Genomic DNA, 19,419 nt, shown 5'->3' with positions numbered 1-19,419 from the left:
CACGATGGACCGGCTGTGAACGACACCACCGACACCCTCACCGTGCTGGCCGTCGACGACGAACCGCCGGCCCTCGACGAGCTCGCGTACCTGCTGCGGCGACGCGAGGAGATCGGCCACGTCCACACCGCGGGTGAGGCGACCACCGCGCTGCGGCTGCTGCGCGACGGCGGGATCGACGCGGTGTTCCTCGACATCAACATGCCCGGCCTCGACGGCCTCGAGCTCGCCGGCATCCTGCGCAACTTCGCGAACCCGCCCGCCGTCGTGTTCGTGACCGCGCACGACGACCGTGCGGTGGCGGCCTTCGACCTCGGCGCGGTCGACTACCTGCTCAAACCCCTGCGCGAGGAGCGTCTCGCCGAGGCGGTGCGCCGTATCGCCGAGCGCCGCCGCACCCGCGAAACCGAATCCGCCGCCGCAGGCGCGGGCGCGTCGGACGAGGTGATCCCCGTCGAACTCGGCGGCGTGACCACACTGGTGCCGCGGTCGTCGGTGCAGTGGGTGGAGGCCGACGGCGACTACGCGCGCCTGCACACCGGCACCGGCTCCCACCTGGTGCGCATCCCCATCTCCACCCTCGAGGGCCGCTGGGCCGACGCCGGGTTCCTGCGCGTGCACCGCTCCTACCTCGTGTCGCTGCCCCTGGTGACCGGCATCCGCAGCGTCGGCTCCGGCCTCGTCGTGTGCCTGCGGGCCGAGGAGGGCAAGCCGCCCGTCGAACTGCCGGTGAGCCGTCGCCACACCCGCGAGCTCAAGGACCGTCTGATCCGCGGACCGATGCAGACCTGGACGACCAGATGAGTCCGTCCGGCACTCCGCCGCCGCGTGGTTCGGGCGGCCCGCCGCCGCGTGGTTCGGGCGGCCCGCCGCCGCGTGGTTCGGGCGGCTCGCCGCCGCGTGAACGGGTGGTGCTCGCCCAGCGCCGCGGCGCCCGCATGGTGCGCACCCGCGTGGAGGTCCAGGAACAGACCGAGGTCGGGGAGGCCATGGTGCGCGGCCTGGTGCGAGCCCAGCTCGGCCTCGCCGCGCGGCTCTCGCTCGTCGCGGTGTGCCTGCTGTGTGCCCTGCCGCTGCTGTTCCACTTCGTGCCGCGCCTGACGGACGTCACGGTGCTCGGCATCCGGTTGCCGTGGCTGCTGCTCGGATTCGTCGGATATCCGCTGCTGCTCGGCATCGGCGGGCTCTACGTCCGCCTGGCCGAACGCAACGAGCAGGACTTCACCGACCTGGTCGACGACTGAGCGGCTCATGGATACCGGTTCGATCCCCGTCGTCACCGTCCTCGGGCTCGTCGCCGCGGCCGCCGCCACCGTCGCGATCGGCATCTACGGAGTCCGGCTGGCCCGCACCACCTCCGACTTCCTCATCGCCTCGCGCAGCGTCGGGCCCCGCTGGAACGCCGCCGCCATCTCCGGCGAATATCTCTCCGCCGCCTCGTTTCTCGGAGTGGCCGGGCTCATCGCCAAGTACGGCGCCGACGCCCTGTGGTATCCGGTGGGCTTCACGGCGGGCTACCTGGGCCTGCTGCTGTTCGTCGCCGCGCCGCTGCGCCGGTCCGGCGCCTACACGGTGCCGGACTTCGCCGAGTTCCGGCTCGGCGCGCGATGGCTGCGCACCCTGGCGATGGTGATCGTCGCGGTCGTCTGCGTGCTCTACCTCGTCCCCCAGTTCCAGGGCGCGGGACTGACCCTGAACATCCTGCTCGGCGTCCCCGAGTGGGTGGGGGTCGTCGCGGTCGGCCTGATCGTCGTCGGCAACGTCGTCGGCGGCGGCATGCGCTCGATCACCTTCGTTCAGGCGTTCCAGTACTGGCTCAAGCTCACCGCCGTCGCGGTGCCGGCCCTCGTGCTCGCCGTCCACTTCCTCGACGACGACCGCGCCGTCGGGCAGCCGGCACCGCCGACGGTCACCGAGCGCACCACCGTCGATGTCACCACCGACGTCGTCGTCCAGGTCGGCGAGCCCCTCGAGGTCGCCGCCACCGGACGGGTCGACGGACGGACCGTGGACGGCACCGTGCTGCTCGTCCCCGGCGAGCACGAGGTGGCCGCCGGAACGGCGCTGGTTCTCGAGCCCGGCGCAGCCGTGCCGGTGGTGGCAGGGGCACCCGCCACCAACGACGAGTGGGCCGCCCCCGGCGGCGGGATCGGCGGCGCCCACCCGATGTTCCAGGTGTATTCGCTGATCCTCGCCACCTTCCTCGGCACCATGGGGCTGCCGCACGTGCTGGTGCGCTTCTACACCAACCCCGACGGGCGCGCGGCCCGCATGACGTCGCTCGCGGTGATCGCCCTGCTCGGGGTGTTCTATCTGTTCCCGACGCTGCTCGGGGTGTTCGCGCGCCTGTACGTGCCGCAACTGCTCATCACCGGCCGCTCCGACGCGGCCGTGCTGCTGCTGCCGGGGTCGGTGCTGTCCGGCTGGGGCGGCCAGTTGCTCGCCGCGCTGGTCGCCGCCGGCGCGATCGCGGCGTTCCTGTCCACGTCCTCGGGGTTGCTGGTCAGCGTCGCCGGCGTGCTGTCCACCGACGTGCTGCGGGGGCGGGTGCGCGACTTCCGGATCGCGGCCGTCCTCGCCGGCCTGGTGCCGCTCGGCCTCTCGCTGGCGGTGACCTCGCTGGACCTGTCGCGGGCGGTGGGTCTGGTATTCGCGGTCGCCGCCTCCACGCTGTGTCCGCTGCTGATGCTCGGCATCTGGTGGCGCGGGCTCACCGCGGTCGGCGCGGCCGCCGGCATGGTGGTCGGTGCGGTGGTGGCCGGCGGCGCGGCCCTGGTGGTCGTGCTCGTGCGCATCGACCCCGAGACGGGCGGAGGGTGGCTCGCCGCCGTCGTCGGCTACCCGGCCGCCGTGAGCGTGCCGCTCGCGTTCGTCACCATGGTCGTCGTCAGCCTCGCCACCCGCGCCCGTGTCCCGGCGGACATCGGTCGCGTCTTCTCCCGCATGCATGTGCCCGAGCGGCTCGGGATGGGCCGGGACCGGGAACTCGGGGCGTTCGAGGACACCGGCGTCCCCGCCGACCCTCGCGGACCCGGAACCTCACCCCGGCCGCGGGGGCACTGAGCCACCATTCGTCGTGCCCGGGCGACCGTTCGCCGCACCGGTCGACAGCTCGGCGTGTGACCGGTGCCACCATCTTCTTATGTGACTCTCGTCTCATTACGGTCTACTGGTAGTACGCCTCACAGGGGCGATCCCTGAAGCCACGACCAAGGAGTCGGCAGTGACCACAGCTCACCTCGGCAAGGGCGGGGCGCTCGAGCGCCGCACGCCCGATGCGCAGGACTTCGTCGACATGCAGGCGAGTCCGGAGTTCCAGGACTTGCGCCGCCGGCTCCGGCGGTTCGTCTTCCCGATGACGGGGCTCTTCCTCACCTGGTACTTCGTGTACGTCCTGCTGGCCACCTACGCCGCCGACTTCATGGCGACCAAGGTGCTCGGCAACATCAACCTCGGCCTGATCCTCGGACTCGCTCAGTTCGTATCGACCTTTGTCATCACCGCGCTCTACGTGCGGTTCGCCAACCGTGACCTGGATCCGCGGTCCGCCGCGATCCGCGAAGAGCTGGAAGGACCGGCCCAGTGACAGTTCTGGCCCAGGGTGCCACCGACGTCGGCAACCCCCTGTTCAACATCGCGATCTTCGTCGCGTTCGTCGTCGTGACGATGAGCCTGGTCATCCGGGCCAGCCGCTCCACCAAGAAGGCCTCCGACTTCTACACCGGCGGCGGGCAGTTCTCGGGCCCGCAGAACGGCTTCGCGATCGCCGGCGACTATCTGTCGGCCGCGTCATTCCTCGGCATCGCCGGCGCCATCGCCGTCTACGGCTACGACGGATTCCTGTACTCCATCGGCTTCCTCGTCGCCTGGCTCGTCGCCCTGCTGCTCGTCGCCGAACTGCTCCGCAACACCGGCCGGTTCACCATGGCCGACGTGCTGAGCTTCCGGCTCAAGCAGCGTCCCGTGCGCATGGCCGCCGCGCTGTCCACCCTCGCGGTATCGCTGTTCTACCTGCTCGCCCAGATGGCCGGTGCGGGTGGCCTCGTCGCGCTGCTGCTCAACATCGACGGCAAGCTCGGCCAGAGCATCGTCGTCGCCGTGGTCGGCGTCCTGATGATCGTGTACGTGCTCATCGGCGGCATGAAGGGCACCACCTACGTGCAGATGGTCAAGGCCGTGCTGCTCGTCGCCGGTGCCGGCATCATGTTCGTGCTCGTCCTGCTCGCGGTCCGCGGCAACTTCTCGCAGCTGCTGGCCGACGCGCAGGCCATGGTGAACAGCTCCACCAACGAGGCCGTCGCCGGCCGCGACGTGCTCGCCCCCGGCGCCAAGTACGGCATCAGCGACATGACCCGCCTCGACTTCGTCTCGCTCGGCATCGCCCTGGTGCTCGGCACCGCCGGCCTGCCGCACGTGCTGATGCGCTTCTACACCGTGCCCACCGCCAAGGAGGCCCGGCGCTCGGTGACCTGGGCCATCGCCCTGATCGGCGGGTTCTACCTGTTCACCCTGGTGCTCGGCTACGGTGCCGCCAAGATGGTCGGACCGGACGTCATCCTCGGCGCCCCCGGCAAGGAGAACTCGGCCGCGCCGCTGCTCGCCTTCGAACTCGGCGGCACCATCTTCCTCGGCATCATCTCCGCCGTCGCGTTCGCTACGATCCTCGCGGTCGTCGCCGGCCTCGCGATCACCGCGTCCGCGTCCTTCGCCCACGACATCTACGCCAGCGTGATCAAGCGCGGCAACGCCTCCGAAGAGGATCAGGTGCGGGTCTCCCGCATCACCGTCGTGGTGATCGGCGTGGTCTCGATCGTGCTCGGCATCCTCGCGATGGGCCAGAACATCGCCTTCCTGGTGGCCCTGGCCTTCGCGGTCGCCGCGTCCGCCAACCTGCCGACGCTGCTGTACTCGCTGTTCTGGAAGAAGTTCAACACCACCGGCGCCCTGTTCAGCATCTACGGCGGCCTGGTCAGCTGCCTGCTGCTCATCGCCTTCTCCCCGGCGGTGTCCGGCAAGCCGTCCTCGATGTTCCCGAACGCGGACTTCGCCCTCTTCCCGCTCGCCAACCCCGGCATCGTGTCGATCCCGCTGGCCTTCGTCCTCGGCATCGTCGGCACCTACATCGGCCGGCGCAAGCTGGAGGACCCGGTCAAGCAGGCCGAGATGGAGGTCCGCTCCCTCACCGGTGTCGGTGTCGAAAAGGCTGTCGCCCACTAGGCAACACCCACGAGGCGCGGACGCAGGGTCGATCACCCTGCGTCCGCGCTTCGGCGTCTACGCTGCGGGGCATGGCCAAACTCGAGGTATCGACCGACCTTCCGCTCGAACCGCACCTGACCTGGGTGCGGGCGTCGGACCTGCACGGATTCGACGAATGGCTGACCATCCACGACGGGTGGCGCAGCGACCTGCCGAGCGAACTCGTCGTCGGCACCACCGCCGAGTCCGTCGTCTCGGTCAAGGGCATGCGCAACCGGGTCGCATGGACCGTCCGGGAGATCGACTCGCCGCACCACCTCGTGCTCCACGGTTCCGGCAAGGGCGGCACCCGGTTCAAGCTGCGGATGACCGTCCGGGCCACCGGGATCGGCTCCGTGCTCAGCCTGAACATCGACCTCGGCGGGGCGCCGCTGTTCGGGCCGATCGGCTCCGGCGTCGCGCGGGCCCTGCACGGCGACATCGAGGCCTCGCTGCGCCGGTTCGCCGAACTCTACAGCTGAGTCGCGGCGCCGAAGGTGCTCATGAGCGCGGCGCCGAAGGTGCCCCTGAGTCGCGGCGCCGAAGGTGCCCCTGAGTCGCGGCGCCGAAGGTGCCCCTGAGTCGCGGCGCCGAAGGTGCCCTCGCGCGGGCGACACGCCGGGGACCGGCGCGAGAAGTGCGCGCCCGCGGGCCGCGCTCGGCAGAATGGGGCGATGACGACCCGCACGTTCGAAGGCCGTCGTCTGAACCTGACGAACCTCGACAAGGTCCTCTACCCGAGCACGGGCACGACGAAGGCCGACGTGGTCGACTACTACGTCGCCGTCGCCCCGGTGATGCTGCCGCACGTCGCGGGCCGGCCCGGCACCCGCAAACGCTGGCCCGAGGGTGTCGGGGGCGAGTCGTTCTTCGAGAAGAACCTCGCCTCCCACGCACCGAAATGGCTCACCCGCAAGACCGTTCATCACAAGCAGCGGTCGGTGACGTATCCGGTCTTCGACTCCGTCGCGTCGCTGGCCTGGCTCGGGCAGCAGGCGGCACTCGAGCTGCACGTGCCGCAGTGGCGGTTCTCGGGTTCCGTCCCGGGTCCCGCGACGCGGATCGTGTTCGACCTCGACCCGGGGGAGGGGGTCACACTGGCGCAGTGCGCCGAGGTCGCCCGCCTGGTGCGCGACATGGTCGGCGGGCTGGGCTGGCCGGCCTACCCGGTCACCAGCGGCAGCAAGGGAATACACCTGTATGTTCCGCTCGACCGCGAGCTCGCGCCGGGCGGGGCGTCGACCGTGGCGAAGCAGGTGGCGATCAACCTCGAGACGCTGCACCCCGACCTGGTCACCGCCACCATGGCCAAGGCCGTGCGCGGCGGCCGGGTGTTCCTCGACTGGAGCCAGAACAACCAGGCCAAGACGACCATCGCACCGTATTCCCTGCGCGGCCGGGAGCAGCCGTGGGTCGCCGCGCCCCGCACCTGGGACGAACTCGACGATCCGGGGTTGCGTCAGTTGCGGTTCGACGAGGTGCTCGCGCGGCTCGAGGCCGGACCCGATCCGCTCGCCGCGCTCGACCCGCCGCTGCCCGAGTCCGACGCCCTGACCGAGTACCGGCACAAGCGCGACCCGTCCCGCACCCCCGAACCCGTCCCCGCCACCGTGGGATCCGGACCGGGCAACTCCTTCGTCATCCAGGAGCACCACGCCCGCCGACTGCACTACGACCTGAGGCTCGAGCGCGACGGGGTGCTCGCGTCGTGGGCGGTGCCGAAGAATCTGCCGGACGATCCCGGCCGCAACAACCTCGCGGTGCGCACCGAGGACCATCCGCTCGAGTACCTCACCTTCCACGGCATCATCCCCAAGGGGGAGTACGGCGCCGGCGGCATGACGATCTGGGACACCGGCACCTACGACACCGAGAAATGGCGCGACGACGAGGTGATCGTGCGCCTGCACGGCGCGCGGGTGCAGGGCCGGTACGCGCTGATCCGCACGGCCGGTAACCAGTGGCTCGCGCACCGCATGAAGGACCAGGGCGCGCCGCCGGGCCCGTCGCCGGCCTTCCCGCGCGACCTCGAGCCGATGCTCGCGACACCGGGTGAGGTGACCGGTCTCGACGCCGGCGAATGGGCGTTCGAGGGCAAGTGGGACGGTTACCGCGCCGTCGCCGAGATCGAGAACGGTCAGCTGCGGCTGCATTCGCGCTCCGGCCGCGACATCACCGGCGACTACCCCGCCCTCGCCGCCCTCACCCGCATCCTCGACGGGCACGACGTGGTGCTCGACGGGGAGGTGGTCGCGTGCGACGCTCTCGGCGTCACGAGCTTCCGGCGGCTGCGGACCGGTGGCACCCCGCAGTACTTCGTGTTCGACCTCCTCTTCCTCGACGGGGTGACCCTGTACCGCAAGCCGTACGCCGACCGGCGGCGCGTGCTCGACGCGCTCGCCGCCGCGGCCGACGGGCTGGTCGTTCCGGACCTGTTGCACGGCAACGGATCCGAAGCGCTGGAGGAGAGCACCCGGCGGGGCTGGGAGGGTGTGGTGGCCAAGCGGCGGAACTCGGTGTACGTGCCGGGTCGGCGCACCCCCGACTGGGTGAAGTCGAAGAACTGGCTCACCCAGGACGTCGTCATCGGTGGCTGGCGCCTCGGCAAGGGGGCCCGCGCCGGCACCTTCGGCTCGCTGCTGGTCGGCGTGCAGGGCGAGGCCGGACTGGAGTACGTCGGCCGCGTCGGCACCGGCTTCGACGAACCCCAGCTCGCCGAACTGTCGGCCGCCATGGCGGGTCTGCGGCGCCGCACCACCCCCTTCGCCGGCGACGTCCCGCGCGAGGACGCGCGGGACGCGGTGTGGGTGAGCCCGAAGCTGGTGGGGGAGGTGCGGTTCCGGGAGTGGACCGACGCCGGCAAGCTCTGGCATCCGAGCTGGCGCGGCCTGCGCGACGACATCGACCCGCAGGACGTGGCCCGCGGCAGCGGATGACCACCCGCCCCGGGTGCCGAAAACCTCACCCCGGGGTGCCTGTCGTCCGCCGGCGCGGCGGCGCACCGTGGTCACACGGCACATCCGCCGACTGTGGCACGGGCCGGCGCGCCCGGAGGAGGGAAGGTTCGACGATGTTGCAGACGACCGACAGGGGCCGCCTCGGCCGCACCCTGATGACCGCGTACGGCGCGGTCGCCTACGCCGTGTTCTTCGCGGTGTTCCTGTACTCGATCGGGTGGGTCGAAGGTCTCGTGGTGCCCCGCACCATCGACGAGGGGCCGCAGACGCCCGTCGTCGTCGCGGTGATGGTGAACCTGGCCCTGCTGTCCGTGTTCGCCGTTCAGCATTCGGTCATGGCCCGGCCCTGGTTCAAGGAGCGATGGACCCGTATCGTCCCGCAGCCGATCGAACGCTCCACGTTCGTGCTGTTCGCCACCGCCGCCCTGGCGCTGGTGATGTGGCAGTGGCGTCCACTGCCGCAGGAGATCTGGGACGTGGACGCGACACCGGTGCGCGTGGTGCTGTATGCGGTGTCCTTCGCCGGATGGGGCCTCGTGCTCGCATCGACGTTCGCGATCGACCACTTCGACCTGTTCGGCCTGCGGCAGGTGCTGCGGAACTTCGCCGGAAAACCCCCGGCCGAAGTCGTGTTCCGCACGCCGATGCTGTACCGGGTGGTGCGTCACCCGCTGTATCTCGGTTTCCTGATCGCGTTCTGGGTGGCGCCGACGATGAGCGTGGGACACCTGCTGTTCGCCGCGGTCACCACCGGATACATCCTCGTCGCGCTGCGGTTCGAGGAACACGATCTGACCGACACGTTCGGCGACCGGTACCGCGACTACAGTGCCCGCGTGCCCCGGCTGGTGCCCCTCCCGCGCGCGGCGAGCCGAACCTGACCTTGTTCCGGCCGGCTCCGGTGCGGGCACTCCGCACCGGAGCCGTGCAGCGCCGTAGGGTACTTCGCGTGAGCATCGCGAAGTCCCTCGTCCTGTTCGTCGTCGCGGCCCTGTTCGAGATCGGCGGTGCCTGGCTCGTGTGGCAGGGAATCCGGGAACAGCGCGGCTGGATCTGGGTGGGCGCCGGTGTGATTGCGCTCGGCGCGTACGGAATGGTGGCAACGCTGCAGCCGGACGCGAATTTCGGTCGCATCCTCGCCGCCTACGGCGGAGTGTTCGTCGCCGGATCCCTCGGGTGGGCGATGATCGTCGACGGCTTCCGCCCCGACCGGTGGGACGTGGCCGGCGCACTGGTGTGCCTGCTCGGCGTGGCGCTGATCATGTACAGCCCGCGCTGAACTCCGGCACCGTCAGCCGACGGTCACCGTCCCCGCAGCCGGTGTCGAATTGCAGATCGGGCCGCTGCTCAGGTTCACCGAACCGAACACGGTGGTGAGCACGGTGCCCGGGCCGGTGTTCACCACCTTCGCGAGGTTCGGGTACGTCCCCTCGAGGTCGACGATGCCCGCCTGGCCGGTGCTCTGATTGAGCCATGCGACCGACACCTGCCCCGCGGCCGGCATGGGGCCCATTCCCGGTGCGGTGGAGAACAGTACGTGACCGGGTGGGATCCCGGGGTTCGCCTCCGGGCCGGCCTGCGCGGTGACCGCCGTGATCGAGGCCAGGCTGCCCTGATTGAGGCACCCGAAGGTCAGTGCCGTGCCGAGGGATTGGGGCGGTGCGGCGCCGGCGCTGCCGGCGAACAGGACGGCGGCCGCGATCGGTGCGGCGGTGGCGAGGATTGCTCGGGTGGTTCGGGCGGCGCTCATGCTGATGCTCCTGGGCTCGGAATGTCACGTCCGGGTGCCGACCGCCGCGCCCCGCCGGCGGCGCGCCCCGCGCACCGAATGACGTCCCCGAGTGTAGATCGCGAACTGCGGAGCAAAGGACGTTTCGGAGATCTTGCTTGCCGGGGATGTCAACGCACGCGGTAGAACTGCGCGGCATTGTCGTGCAGCGCCCGCGCGGCGAGGTCCGGGCCCAGGGCATCGGTGACCACCGCGACGTCCGCGTCGGTGAACGGCCGCGGCGCCCGGGTGGACGGCAGGTCGGTGCCGAACATCAGGGCGTGCGGGTTCCGGTCGGCGACGGCGCGCAGAACGGAGGCGACGTCGAAGTCGGCGCGGCCGAACCCGGTCGCCTTGACCCGTACCCCGCGGTCGACCAGGTCCAACAGGTGCGGCAGTCCGGCCGCGGACAGACCCAGGTGGTCGATGCTGACCGCGGGCAGGGCGGCGACGGTCCCGGTGAGCGCGGGCAGTTCGCGGGCGTCGACGTACAACTCGGTGTGCCAGCCGGCGACGTCGTGGACCCGCCGCGCGAGCGCGTCGAGGTGGGCGGCGGATTCCGAACCGCCGCGGCGCAGGTTGAACCGGATTCCGCGCACGCCGGCCTCGTCGAGCCGGGTGATCTCGGCGTCGGTCACGGCCACCGGCAGTTGGGTGACGCCCACGAAGCCGGGGCCGAGCAGGGCCAGCGCGTCCAGCAGGTAGGCCTGATCGAAGCCGTGGAAGGAGCCGGACACGACGGCCCCACCGGTGACGCCGAGCCCGCGGACCCGCTCGAGATAGTCGGCGACCGTGAAGTCCGGCGGCACGTATCCCTCGTTCGGGGTGACGGGGAACCGGGGGTCGACGATATGGAAGTGGGCGTCGAAGATCGGCATCACCCGTCGCCCGTCGGTCACGTGCGCGCGAGCGCGTCCGCGGTGATCTCCTTCACCGACGTCAGCCCGCTGAGCCCGAGCGTCAGATCGAACTCGGCGATGATGTTCGCGACGGCGTCGCGGGCCCCGTCGCGGCCGCCCACCGCCAGCCCGTACAGGTGCGGGCGGCCGACGGTGACCGCGTCGGCGCCGAGCGCGAGCGCCTTGAACACATCCGATCCGGTTCGGATTCCGCTGTCGAGCAGCACCGGCACCCGGCCGTCGACGGCGGGTGCGATGTCGACCAGGGCGTCGAGCGAGGCGATCGCGCCGTCCACCTGGCGGCCACCGTGGTTGGAGACGATGATGCCGTCGGCCCCGGCGTCGAGGGCGCGCCGGGCGTCGTCCGGATGGAGGATGCCCTTGAGCAGCACGGGAAGATCGGTGCGTTCGCGCAGCGACTCGATCTCCGTCCACGTCAGGGAGGGCCGCGAGTAGATGTCGAGGAAGGTCTCGACGGCGGCCCGGGGCTCGGGGGAGCGGAGGTTGTCGAGGAGGCGGCCGGGGTAGCGCCGGCTCATCGAGAGCAGCGTCCTGATCGCGCCGAGGGTCAGCTCCACCTCGGGTCGTGCGCCGGCGGCGGCCGCGATGCGCTCGCGGACGATGCGCACGAAGGTCGGGTCCGAGGTGTACTGGGCGATGCCCTCGCCGCGAGCGAACGGCAGGGATCCGAGATTGAGATCCTGGGGCCGCCAGCCCAGCAGGGTGGTGTCCAGGGTGACGACCACGGCGTCCGCGCCGATCGCCTTCGCGCGGGCGAGCAGGCTGTCGACGAGGTCGTCGTCGCTGCTCCAGTACAACTGGAACCAGCGCGGGGAGTCCCCCATCGCCGCGGCGCTCTCCTCCATCGGAGCGCAGCCCTGGTTGGAGAGGATGTAGGGCACGCCGAGTTCGGCCGCCGCGCCGGCGATCGCGACGTCGGCGTCGGGGTGCGCGAGCTCGGCGGCGCCGACCGGTGCCAGCAGGACCGGGACGGGCAGGGTGCGGCCGAACAGCTCGACGCTCAGGTCCCGGTGGGACACGTCGCGCAGCACGCGGGGGACGATCTTCCAGCGATCGAAGGCCTCCCGGTTGGCGCGCATCGTCGCGCCCTCGCCGGCGCCCCCGGCGATGTAGGCCCAGCCGCGCCGGCTCGTCTTCCGTCGCGCCAGGCGTTCCAGGCCGGCGAAGTCGGTCGGCACCGTGGGGCTGCGTCCGAGCACTCCGGCCCGGTAGATGACGTTCTGGCGGGCACGGCCCGCGCCGGGCTGCGGCGCCACGGGTCCGTCGCTCATCGGCGATTCCTCACTGGTGCGTCGGGGCGGGATCGTCTCGGACGCTACACGGAAGCGCCCACGCGCCGGGCCGAAGCGCCGGTCGTCCGATCGGCGCGGCTGGACAGATCCTCATATACCCCCTAGGGTATGTAGTACCCCGCGGGGTATGAACCTCGAACGACGGCACGATGCCCACCGGTGTGGGCCGAGGAGTGGACTATGAGGGAAATCGACATCGCTGCATTCGCCGATGCGTGGAAGTCCGGCGCGACCGTCGTGGACGTGCGCGAGGACTACGAATACGAGCAGGCGCACGTGCCCGGCGCCCTGTGGATCCCGCTCGGCGAACTCGGTTCCCGCCTCGCCGAGATCCCGGGAACCGACCTCGTCTACGTCATCTGCGCCTCCGGCAACCGCAGCCTGCGCGGCGCGGACATCGTGTCCGCGTCGGGACGGTCCGCGGTCTCGGTCGCCGGCGGCACCAAGGGCTGGCTGCGCGCCGGTCACCCGGCGGAACAGGGCGGCACCCGATGAGTCTGCTCGAGAAGATCAAGGCGCGCTTCGCCAAGTCCTACGAAACCGTCGACGTCGGCCGGGCGCGCGAGCTGCTGGACGGCGGGGCGGTCCTCGTCGACGTGCGCTCCGCCGCCGAGTACCGGTCCGGACACGCGCCCGTCGCGCAGCACTGCGAACTCTCCCAGGTTCCGACGCGGGCGGCGCGCATCGTGCGCAACCGGCCGGTGGTGTTCGTGTGCCACTCGGGCATGCGCTCCGCGAGCGCCGCGCGGATGTTCGCTCCGGATGCGCCGGCGCCTGTCGCCTCGCTGCGCGGCGGCATGATCGCCTGGGAGCGGGCCGGCGAACGGGTGGTCAGGGGCGGTCGCCGCTGAAGGAATCGCCGGGTCGACCCACCCTCGGTCCGGGAATCGGCGCCGAGCCGGAATGTGGGCACGGGAATACCCCACGGGGTATGATGTGTTCATCTTCAGTATGAAGGGGCCGACCATGACAGTTAACACCGTGAATGCCGCAGAATCCACCACCCAGGTCCTCAACCGGCTGCGCCGCGCCCAGGGCCAGCTCGCCGGCGTGATCTCCATGATCGAGAACGGGCGCGAATGCCGCGAGGTGGTCACCCAGCTCGCCGCGGTCTCGCGTGCCCTGGACCGGGCCGGATTCAAGATCGTCGCCACCCGGTTGCGGCAGTGCGTCCTCGACGAGCAGGACGACACCTGCGTCGACAAGCTGACCGAGGAGGAACTCGAGAAGCTCTTCCTCGCGCTCGCCTGACAACAGCGAACCACGAAGGAGCAGCATGACACTCGCTCTCGCCACCACGCTGCGCGCCCCGCTCGGCGACGCCGTCGAGCGCACCCGCGAGGCACTGAAGGAGCAGGGCTTCGGGGTGCTCACCGAGATCGACATGCAGGCCACCCTGAAGACGAAGATCGACGTCGACATGGAGCCGTACGTCATCCTCGGGGCGTGCAACCCGCCGCTCGCACACCAGGCCGTCTCGGCCAACCGGCAGATCGGGCTGCTGCTGCCGTGCAACGTCGTCGTCCGGCGCGATCCGGAGGACTCCGGCCTGGTGCACGTCGAGGCCATGAACCCGCAACTGATGGTGCAGGTGGCCGAGGATCCCGGGCTGCAGCCCGTCGCCGACGAGGCCGCCCGGCGGCTGCAGGCAGCGATCGACGCGCTGGGGAGCTGAGCCGTCACCCGAGAACGGGCGCCGAGATGTCTCTCGGCGCCCGTTTCGTGTTCGTCGCTGCCTCCCGTTCGTCGCCGTCTGCCGTTTGTCCCGGTCTCCCGTTTGTCACGGTCTCCCGTACGCCGCCCGGGCCTTCTCGCGCAGCAGGCGCACGGCGCGGGCCGGGTCGTCCGTGCCGTAGACGGCCGTGCCGGCCACGAAGCAGTCGGCGCCGGCCGCCGCGGCAGCTCCGATGGTGTCGAGGTTCACCCCGCCGTCGACCTCGATGAGCACGTCGAGTTCCCCTGCGTCGACCAGGCGTCGCGCCACGCGCACCTTGTCGAGCATCTCCGGGATGAACCGTTGGCCGTTGAACCCCGGAGGCACGCTCATCACCAGGAGCGTGTCGAAGTGCGCGAGCGTACCGATGTGCGGCTCGAGGGGGATCTGCGGCGCGAACGCGAGACCGGCGCGGGCGCCGGCGGCCCGTAGGCGGCCGGCGAGAGCGACCGGGTCTCGGACCGCCTCGACGTGCACGGAGACGTTGTGCGCGCCCGCCTCCGCGTAGTCGACTGCCCACCGGTCGGGATCCTCGATCATCAGGTGGCAGTCGAGCGGCAGCGGGGTGTGCCGGGCGAGAGACCGCACGACCGGCACCCCGAAGGTGATGTTGGGGACGAAGTGTCCGTCCATCACGTCGACGTGCAGCCAGTCCGCGCCCCGGTCGGATCCACCGGCTACGGCCCGCGCCTCGTCGGCCAGGCGCGCAAGGTCGCCCGAGGCCAGGCTGGGCGCGATCATCGGCTCACGCCGCGAGCGGTGATCGGCCGGGTGGCCAGCGCGGACGTCGAGGTCCATGCGACGACAGTACCCGCCTCGCGGTGCCGGGGAGGCGCGCCGGATCCATCGTCAACCGGGCATTGACGACGCCCAATTCGTCAACCTATGGTTGACGAATGACGAACCCGGTGCCCATGAGCAATCCTGTCCGGCTCGACGACCTCATCGATGCCATCAAGAAGGTGCATACCGACGCCCTGGAACAACTGACCGACGCGGTCCTCGCCGCCGAGCATCTCGGGGAGGTCGCCGACCATCTGATCGGCCACTTCGTCGACCAGGCCCGCCGCTCCGGCGCGTCCTGGACCGACATCGGCCGCAGCATGGGCGTCTCCAAGCAGGCGGCCCAGAAGCGCTTCGTGCCCAAGGGTTCCGCCGATCTCGATCCCGAACAAGGATTCAGCCGATTCACCGAACGCGCCCGCAACGTCGTCATGGCATCACAGAACGAGGCCCGGGCGGCCGGCAACGCCGAGATCACCCCCGAGCATCTGGTCCTCGGTCTGCTGAGCGAGCCCGACGCCCTCGCGGTCCGCGCGCTCGTCGCGCAGGACGTGTCGCCGGACGCGGTCCGTCGCGCCGTGGTGGAGAAGCTTCCGCCGGCGGCCGGGGACGTGCCCGACCTGATCCCCTACGACGCGCGTGCGCGCAAGGCCCTGGAGCTGACGTTCCGGCAGGCACTTCGACTCGGGCACAACTACATCGGCACCGAGCACATCCTCCTCGCCGTCCTCGAACACGAGGACGGAAACGGTGTCCTCACCGGTCTCGGCGTGGACAGGGCGGCCGCCGACGCGCACGTCGCCGCGGCAGTGGCGGCGGAGCAGACCGCACACGAGGCGCGTGGACACGCGGAATGAGCAGGTAGCGATCCGCTGTCCGACCGACACGTGCGGTGCGCCCTCGTCGCTGGTAGTCCCCATCCCACAGGGCGAAACCGCCTCCCCGGCCCGCTCTTCGATCTACCGTGGAGTCGAGGCAGCCGAGAGGGGGAACGATGACGTACCCGCTCGTCGAGAAGACCCGGGAACGTGCGGAAACCGGGCGGCATTTCGTGATCGAGGACTACACGAAGACGCCGTCGCTCTGTCGTCACGGGGTCTGGGTGGGGCGGCAGGTCGATTATTCCGAAACCGTGCTGATGTCCTACGAGCACGGCCACGAGGACCTGTCCGTCGGCTGGATCGTCAACGGCGCGGCGATATCGCCGGCAGGTTACTACGCGCCGTGCCAAGGAGCGCCGACGATCCGGTACCGATGCCCCGGAGACGGCAGGAACCTGCACACGATTTCGCTGATGAGCACGCCCGGCAGCGATCGGGACTGTGTGGACCTGCAGGTGGTGTTCACACGTCCGCCGCAGTGGAATCCGCTCGAGTACGGCCCCTCGAAGAGGGTGTGCCTCCAGGGCCGGATCGTCGAATGGCCGTGGTTCCTTCTGCAGCAGGAACGGGAATGCTGGGAGCGGTTCCGGACCGTATTCGAGAAGTACGTGGTGGTACCCCGCCCGGCTCCCGCACCACCCGGCCCGGTGGAACGGTGGATCGCGAGCCTTCGGGGCGACGACGCCGCGACGGTACGGGCCGTATTGGACACGGTCGAGCAGTTGGATCCCGCCCGGGACGGCGATTTTCTCGCCGAGATTCGTGCGGACCTCGCGGCGAGGTTCCTCCGGTGGGCGAACTCCGAGGACGGGCCGGGCGCCGGGGAGCGCTCGACGCCACGCGGCGAGCCGGGTCGAGATTCCCCATGAGCGAAGGGACGGGCCCGTGACCGACCAGGTCGTGCTCCGGCGACTGGCGGAGCGGGTGTTCGGCGGCGTCGTGCTCGTCGTCGATACGGTCTTCACGGTGATCCGTGTCGTCGTGTGGCGCTCGCACTGGCGGCCGGCATTGACTGCCCTGCGCCGGTACAACAAAGTCGTCCTCAACCCGGTGATCTTGAAGAGGGGAGGGAGGACGGTCACTGCGGTGCATCACGTGGGTCGCACGTCGGGAAGGGCATACGTCACCCCGGTGTGGGCGGAACGATCCGGACAGTCGTTCTTCATCCATCTGCCCTACGGCACCGACGTCGACTGGTGCCGCAACGTTCTGGCAGGCGGTGGCTGCATCCTCGAGCACGACGGCGTGCGCTACGACGCCGTCGCGCCCGTGATCGTGCCGGCGGCGGAAGCGGAACCGCATCTGTCATCGGCCTCGAGGAGGATGCACCGACTGTTCGGCGTCGAGTCGTATCTACGGCTGGACATCGCCCCTGGCGGGGAGGACGACTGATCGAGCGGCCGGGGCAGGGGCGGGGGCATCGCGCCGGTTCGCCCGCTCCTCGCGAGCTGGGCCCGGAGAGCGGCAGCGGGTGAGCTCGACCGGCGGCCTTGTGTGCCCCCGGCAGGATTCGAACCTGCGACACCGGCTTTAGGAGAGCCGTGCTCTATCCCCTGAGCTACGAGGGCGGCGCGCGGTGGACCGGTGGTGCCGATTCGATGCGCTGTGTGAGTGTAGCCGGGATCGCGGTGCGAGGCAGCCGCCCCCCTGACCGAATGTCACACGCCGTCGATCCAACCGAACTCATGTGACATTCGGCCGGTGGCATTCGGCCGGTGGCATTCGGCCGGGAGGTGCGGCTGGTGACGTTCGGCCGCGGGTGCGGCCAGTGACCCCGGGGTGGGGAACCGTCCCCCTCGGGGGTGGGGTGTGCAGCCCGAAGAGCCCTGGAGTGCGGCGGCCGCACGGCGGAGGGTGGATCCGCAAGCCGAATCCTCGTCCCGGGAGTGCTCATGCCTCGTTCGATCTCGCGCACGATCCGCTTCGCCGCCGTGGCCGTCGCCGCCGTGGTGCCCGCTTTGGGTGCCGTCGCTCCGGCCGCCGCGGAGGACGAGGCTGCCCTGCAACAGCTTTCGCCCACAGCGGAGTGTCCGTTCGCCGCCGGGACCACCGGGCAGTACACGACGGACTCGATGGGACCGTATGTGCAGTGCTTCCTTCCGTCGATCGAGTCGTGGATCGATGCCACGTACCAGGACATGCCGCATCCCACCGCCTACTACTCGGTGGCGGCGGGGAAGTCGGGGGAGGCGGCGTCCGGCTGCGCCTACGACGAGAACTCGCTGATGTACTGCGCGGCCGACCGCAGCCTCTACATCGGGGAGAAGGCGGCGATGGACCTCGTGAACGGCTACGGGGAGATCGCCATCGCTGCGGTGCTGAGCCACGAGGTGACGCACCACTTCCAGGCGATGCTGGCGCTGCCGGAGCCCGACCCGGCCGAACCCAACAGTGCCATCCCGTACGAGAACCAGGCCGACTGTGGATCGGGCGCCTTCGTCGCATACTCCGAACGCGATCTCGGCGTCACTGTCGAGCAGGCCGACCTGGCGTCGCTGGGCCGGGCGTTCGCCGCGGTGGGGGAGGGCAAGGGACCGGAGCGCACCCACGGCACCGCCGAGCAGCGCATCCAGGCATTCGACACCGGTTACCTGAGCCCGTCGCCCACCCCGTTGCTCTCGTGTGTCGACTACGTCCCCGAGGCGCCCATTGCGTACGTCGGCTGACGCCCCGGCGATCTGCTGTGATCACAATCACATAACCGCCGTCGCCTCCTCGCGGTTCCGTACGCGCGCGAGGCGGCGCCGTGGCCGCCCGGCCCCGGCCGATGTCCCGGCCCGCCCGCGCGCGCCCGGAGAAGGGGTTTCCGCAGTTCACGCGGGTACGGCAGGGTTGCATCCGACCCGGCTGCCGCCGGGGTCGCCGTCGGTACCCACCGCAGAGGTGTCCGAAACGTAACGCTGGCGCTGCCCTATATCGTTTTGTTACTTTGAGTCGCCAGAAACGGCCGGGCACACCCGGCGCGCAACGGACGACGGATGAGGTAGCAACTGTGGGACGGCACCAGCGGGCAGGCGACGAGGCGACCACCTTCGAGATGGATCTGTCCGGTGCATCCTCCGGCCGCGGCCGGCACCGCGTCGAGCCCACCGGCCCGTCGGCACCCGTGAAGGCCGCCACCGTGGCCGCCGCCACCGGCGCCTTCTTCGCCGTGGGTGCCCAGCTCACCGCCGGCACGGCCAGTGCCGCGCCCGCCCCCGCCCAGACCGGCACCCTGCCGTTCGAGGTACCGCAGGGCCTGCTGCCCGAGGGCTTCGAGCTCCCGCAGCTGCCCGGCGCGCCCGCCCCGGCCGACGAGCACGGCCACGAGCAGGCCGCCGCGCCCGCCCTGCCGCCGGAGCTCGACACCCTGGTCGACCAGTTCGCCGCGGGCCAGGGCTGGCTGAACAACCTCAATCCCGCCAAGCCCTCCACCGTGCAGCCCGTCTCGGGCACGCTCACCTCGGACTTCGGCCCCCGCTGGGGCAGCCACCACGGCGGCATCGACATCGCCGCCCCGATCGGCACCCCGATCAAGTCCGCCGCCGACGGCACCGTCCTCGACGCGGGCGCCGCCTCCGGCTACGGCCAGTGGGTGCGCGTCCTCAACGACGACGGCACCACCGCCGTCTACGGTCACGTCGACACCTACCAGGTCAGCGCCGGTCAGCGGGTGACCGCCGGTCAGCAGATCGCCACCGTCGGCAACCGCGGCTGGTCCACCGGCCCGCACCTGCACTTCGAGGTGTGGGACCAAGCCGGCGGCAAGACCGACCCCAACGCCTGGCTCAGCACCCGCGGCGTCGTCGCCGACTGGGGCAGCTACCGCGCCGTCTGACGCTCGCCCCCAACTGCGGTCGCTCGGCCGCTAGGCTGACGAATCATCA

22 protein-coding genes and 1 tRNA gene are annotated in these 19,419 nt (G+C 70.8%); 18 read left to right on the top strand and 5 right to left on the bottom strand.

The window, feature by feature from the left end:
- The first annotated feature begins 15 nt into the window (after positions 1-15).
- From G6038_RS08410 to G6038_RS08370, 9 genes are all read left to right on the top strand, one after another.
- The gene (locus G6038_RS08410; RefSeq protein ID WP_165037237.1) at positions 16-804 is read left to right on the top strand and encodes a LytTR family DNA-binding domain-containing protein; all 789 of its coding nucleotides are present in this window, start codon (positions 16-18) and stop codon (positions 802-804) included.
- Positions 805-938: 134 nt separating this feature from the next.
- Positions 939-1,244, top strand: coding sequence for a hypothetical protein (locus tag G6038_RS08405; RefSeq protein WP_206024470.1), 306 nt, complete (start codon positions 939-941; stop codon positions 1,242-1,244).
- Between the two features lie 7 nt (positions 1,245-1,251).
- Entirely contained in the window at positions 1,252-3,063 is a 1,812-nt protein-coding gene (locus G6038_RS08400) for a cation acetate symporter (RefSeq protein ID WP_165037236.1), read from the top strand.
- A gap of 160 nt (positions 3,064-3,223) precedes the next feature.
- Positions 3,224-3,586: a DUF485 domain-containing protein gene (locus G6038_RS08395; RefSeq protein WP_006930250.1), complete on the top strand. Its 363-nt coding sequence runs from the start codon at positions 3,224-3,226 to the stop codon at positions 3,584-3,586.
- Positions 3,583-5,217 carry a cation acetate symporter gene (locus G6038_RS08390; RefSeq protein ID WP_165037235.1) on the top strand — a complete coding sequence of 545 codons (1,635 nt, stop codon included), beginning with the start codon at positions 3,583-3,585 and terminating at the stop codon, positions 5,215-5,217. Before G6038_RS08395 ends, G6038_RS08390 begins: the two co-directional genes overlap by 4 nt.
- Positions 5,218-5,288: 71 nt before the next feature.
- Positions 5,289-5,720, top strand: coding sequence for an SRPBCC family protein (locus tag G6038_RS08385; RefSeq protein WP_165037234.1), 432 nt, complete (start codon positions 5,289-5,291; stop codon positions 5,718-5,720).
- Between the two features lie 192 nt (positions 5,721-5,912).
- A complete protein-coding gene (locus G6038_RS08380; protein WP_165037233.1) occupies positions 5,913-8,174 on the top strand; it encodes an ATP-dependent DNA ligase in 2,262 nt (753 codons plus the stop codon).
- Positions 8,175-8,308: 134 nt separating this feature from the next.
- On the top strand, positions 8,309-9,076 hold the full coding sequence (mddA, locus tag G6038_RS08375; protein ID WP_165037232.1) for a methanethiol S-methyltransferase: 768 nt from the start codon (positions 8,309-8,311) through the stop codon (positions 9,074-9,076).
- A gap of 68 nt (positions 9,077-9,144) precedes the next feature.
- A complete protein-coding gene (locus G6038_RS08370; RefSeq protein WP_165037231.1) occupies positions 9,145-9,474 on the top strand; it encodes a YnfA family protein in 330 nt (109 codons plus the stop codon).
- A 12-nt stretch (positions 9,475-9,486) separates the two neighbouring features.
- On the opposite strand, the gene G6038_RS08365 is transcribed toward G6038_RS08370, so the two are convergent.
- The 3 genes from G6038_RS08365 to G6038_RS08355 form a co-directional block, all read right to left on the bottom strand.
- Positions 9,487-9,945, bottom strand: coding sequence for a hypothetical protein (locus G6038_RS08365; RefSeq protein ID WP_165037230.1), 459 nt, complete (start codon positions 9,943-9,945; stop codon positions 9,487-9,489).
- Positions 9,946-10,094: 149 nt separating this feature from the next.
- Positions 10,095-10,841: an amidohydrolase family protein gene (locus tag G6038_RS08360; RefSeq protein ID WP_165037289.1), complete on the bottom strand. Its 747-nt coding sequence runs from the start codon at positions 10,839-10,841 to the stop codon at positions 10,095-10,097.
- Positions 10,842-10,858: 17 nt separating this feature from the next.
- On the bottom strand, positions 10,859-12,154 hold the full coding sequence (locus G6038_RS08355) for an alpha-hydroxy-acid oxidizing protein (protein ID WP_165037229.1): 1,296 nt from the start codon (positions 12,152-12,154) through the stop codon (positions 10,859-10,861).
- Between the two features lie 201 nt (positions 12,155-12,355).
- On the opposite strand from G6038_RS08355, the gene G6038_RS08350 reads away from it, so the two are divergent.
- From G6038_RS08350 to G6038_RS08335, 4 genes are all read left to right on the top strand, one after another.
- Entirely contained in the window at positions 12,356-12,670 is a 315-nt protein-coding gene (locus tag G6038_RS08350; RefSeq protein ID WP_165037228.1) for a rhodanese-like domain-containing protein, read from the top strand.
- Positions 12,667-13,026: a rhodanese-like domain-containing protein gene (locus G6038_RS08345; protein WP_165037227.1), complete on the top strand. Its 360-nt coding sequence runs from the start codon at positions 12,667-12,669 to the stop codon at positions 13,024-13,026. Before G6038_RS08350 ends, G6038_RS08345 begins: the two co-directional genes overlap by 4 nt.
- Positions 13,027-13,141: 115 nt before the next feature.
- Positions 13,142-13,426 carry a metal-sensitive transcriptional regulator gene (locus G6038_RS08340; protein WP_037201469.1) on the top strand — a complete coding sequence of 95 codons (285 nt, stop codon included), beginning with the start codon at positions 13,142-13,144 and terminating at the stop codon, positions 13,424-13,426.
- A 25-nt stretch (positions 13,427-13,451) separates the two neighbouring features.
- Complete coding sequence (locus tag G6038_RS08335; protein WP_165037226.1) at positions 13,452-13,850, top strand: DUF302 domain-containing protein; 399 nt, start codon at positions 13,452-13,454, stop codon at positions 13,848-13,850.
- A 105-nt stretch (positions 13,851-13,955) separates the two neighbouring features.
- On the opposite strand, the gene rpe is transcribed toward G6038_RS08335, so the two are convergent.
- Positions 13,956-14,687, bottom strand: a complete 732-nt coding sequence (gene rpe, locus G6038_RS08330) for a ribulose-phosphate 3-epimerase (protein ID WP_206024458.1) — start codon at positions 14,685-14,687, stop codon at positions 13,956-13,958.
- 98 nt (positions 14,688-14,785) lie between these two features.
- On the opposite strand from rpe, the gene G6038_RS08325 reads away from it, so the two are divergent.
- The 3 genes from G6038_RS08325 (at position 14,786) to G6038_RS08315 (ending at position 16,945) form a co-directional block, all read left to right on the top strand.
- A complete protein-coding gene (locus G6038_RS08325; protein WP_165037225.1) occupies positions 14,786-15,529 on the top strand; it encodes a Clp protease N-terminal domain-containing protein in 744 nt (247 codons plus the stop codon).
- 137 nt (positions 15,530-15,666) lie between these two features.
- Positions 15,667-16,422 carry a hypothetical protein gene (locus G6038_RS08320; protein ID WP_165037224.1) on the top strand — a complete coding sequence of 252 codons (756 nt, stop codon included), beginning with the start codon at positions 15,667-15,669 and terminating at the stop codon, positions 16,420-16,422.
- A gap of 16 nt (positions 16,423-16,438) precedes the next feature.
- On the top strand, positions 16,439-16,945 hold the full coding sequence (locus tag G6038_RS08315) for a nitroreductase family deazaflavin-dependent oxidoreductase (protein ID WP_346772775.1): 507 nt from the start codon (positions 16,439-16,441) through the stop codon (positions 16,943-16,945).
- Positions 16,946-17,048: 103 nt separating this feature from the next.
- On the opposite strand, the gene G6038_RS08310 is transcribed toward G6038_RS08315, so the two are convergent.
- Positions 17,049-17,121 (bottom strand) — tRNA-Arg (locus G6038_RS08310).
- Positions 17,122-17,445: 324 nt separating this feature from the next.
- Between G6038_RS08310 and G6038_RS08305 the strand changes: the two genes are divergently transcribed.
- Positions 17,446-18,219, top strand: a complete 774-nt coding sequence (locus tag G6038_RS08305) for a neutral zinc metallopeptidase (protein ID WP_206024457.1) — start codon at positions 17,446-17,448, stop codon at positions 18,217-18,219.
- Positions 18,220-18,545: 326 nt separating this feature from the next.
- Complete coding sequence (locus tag G6038_RS08300) at positions 18,546-19,370, top strand: M23 family metallopeptidase (protein WP_165037222.1); 825 nt, start codon at positions 18,546-18,548, stop codon at positions 19,368-19,370.
- Positions 19,371-19,419: the final 49 nt, after the last annotated feature.

Origin of the sequence: Rhodococcus sp. 14C212 (assembly GCF_011058195.1) — a bacterium.
Classification (GTDB): Bacteria; Actinomycetota; Actinomycetes; order Mycobacteriales; family Mycobacteriaceae; genus Rhodococcus; species Rhodococcus aetherivorans.
This window is presented reverse-complemented; position numbering and strand designations above follow the sequence as displayed.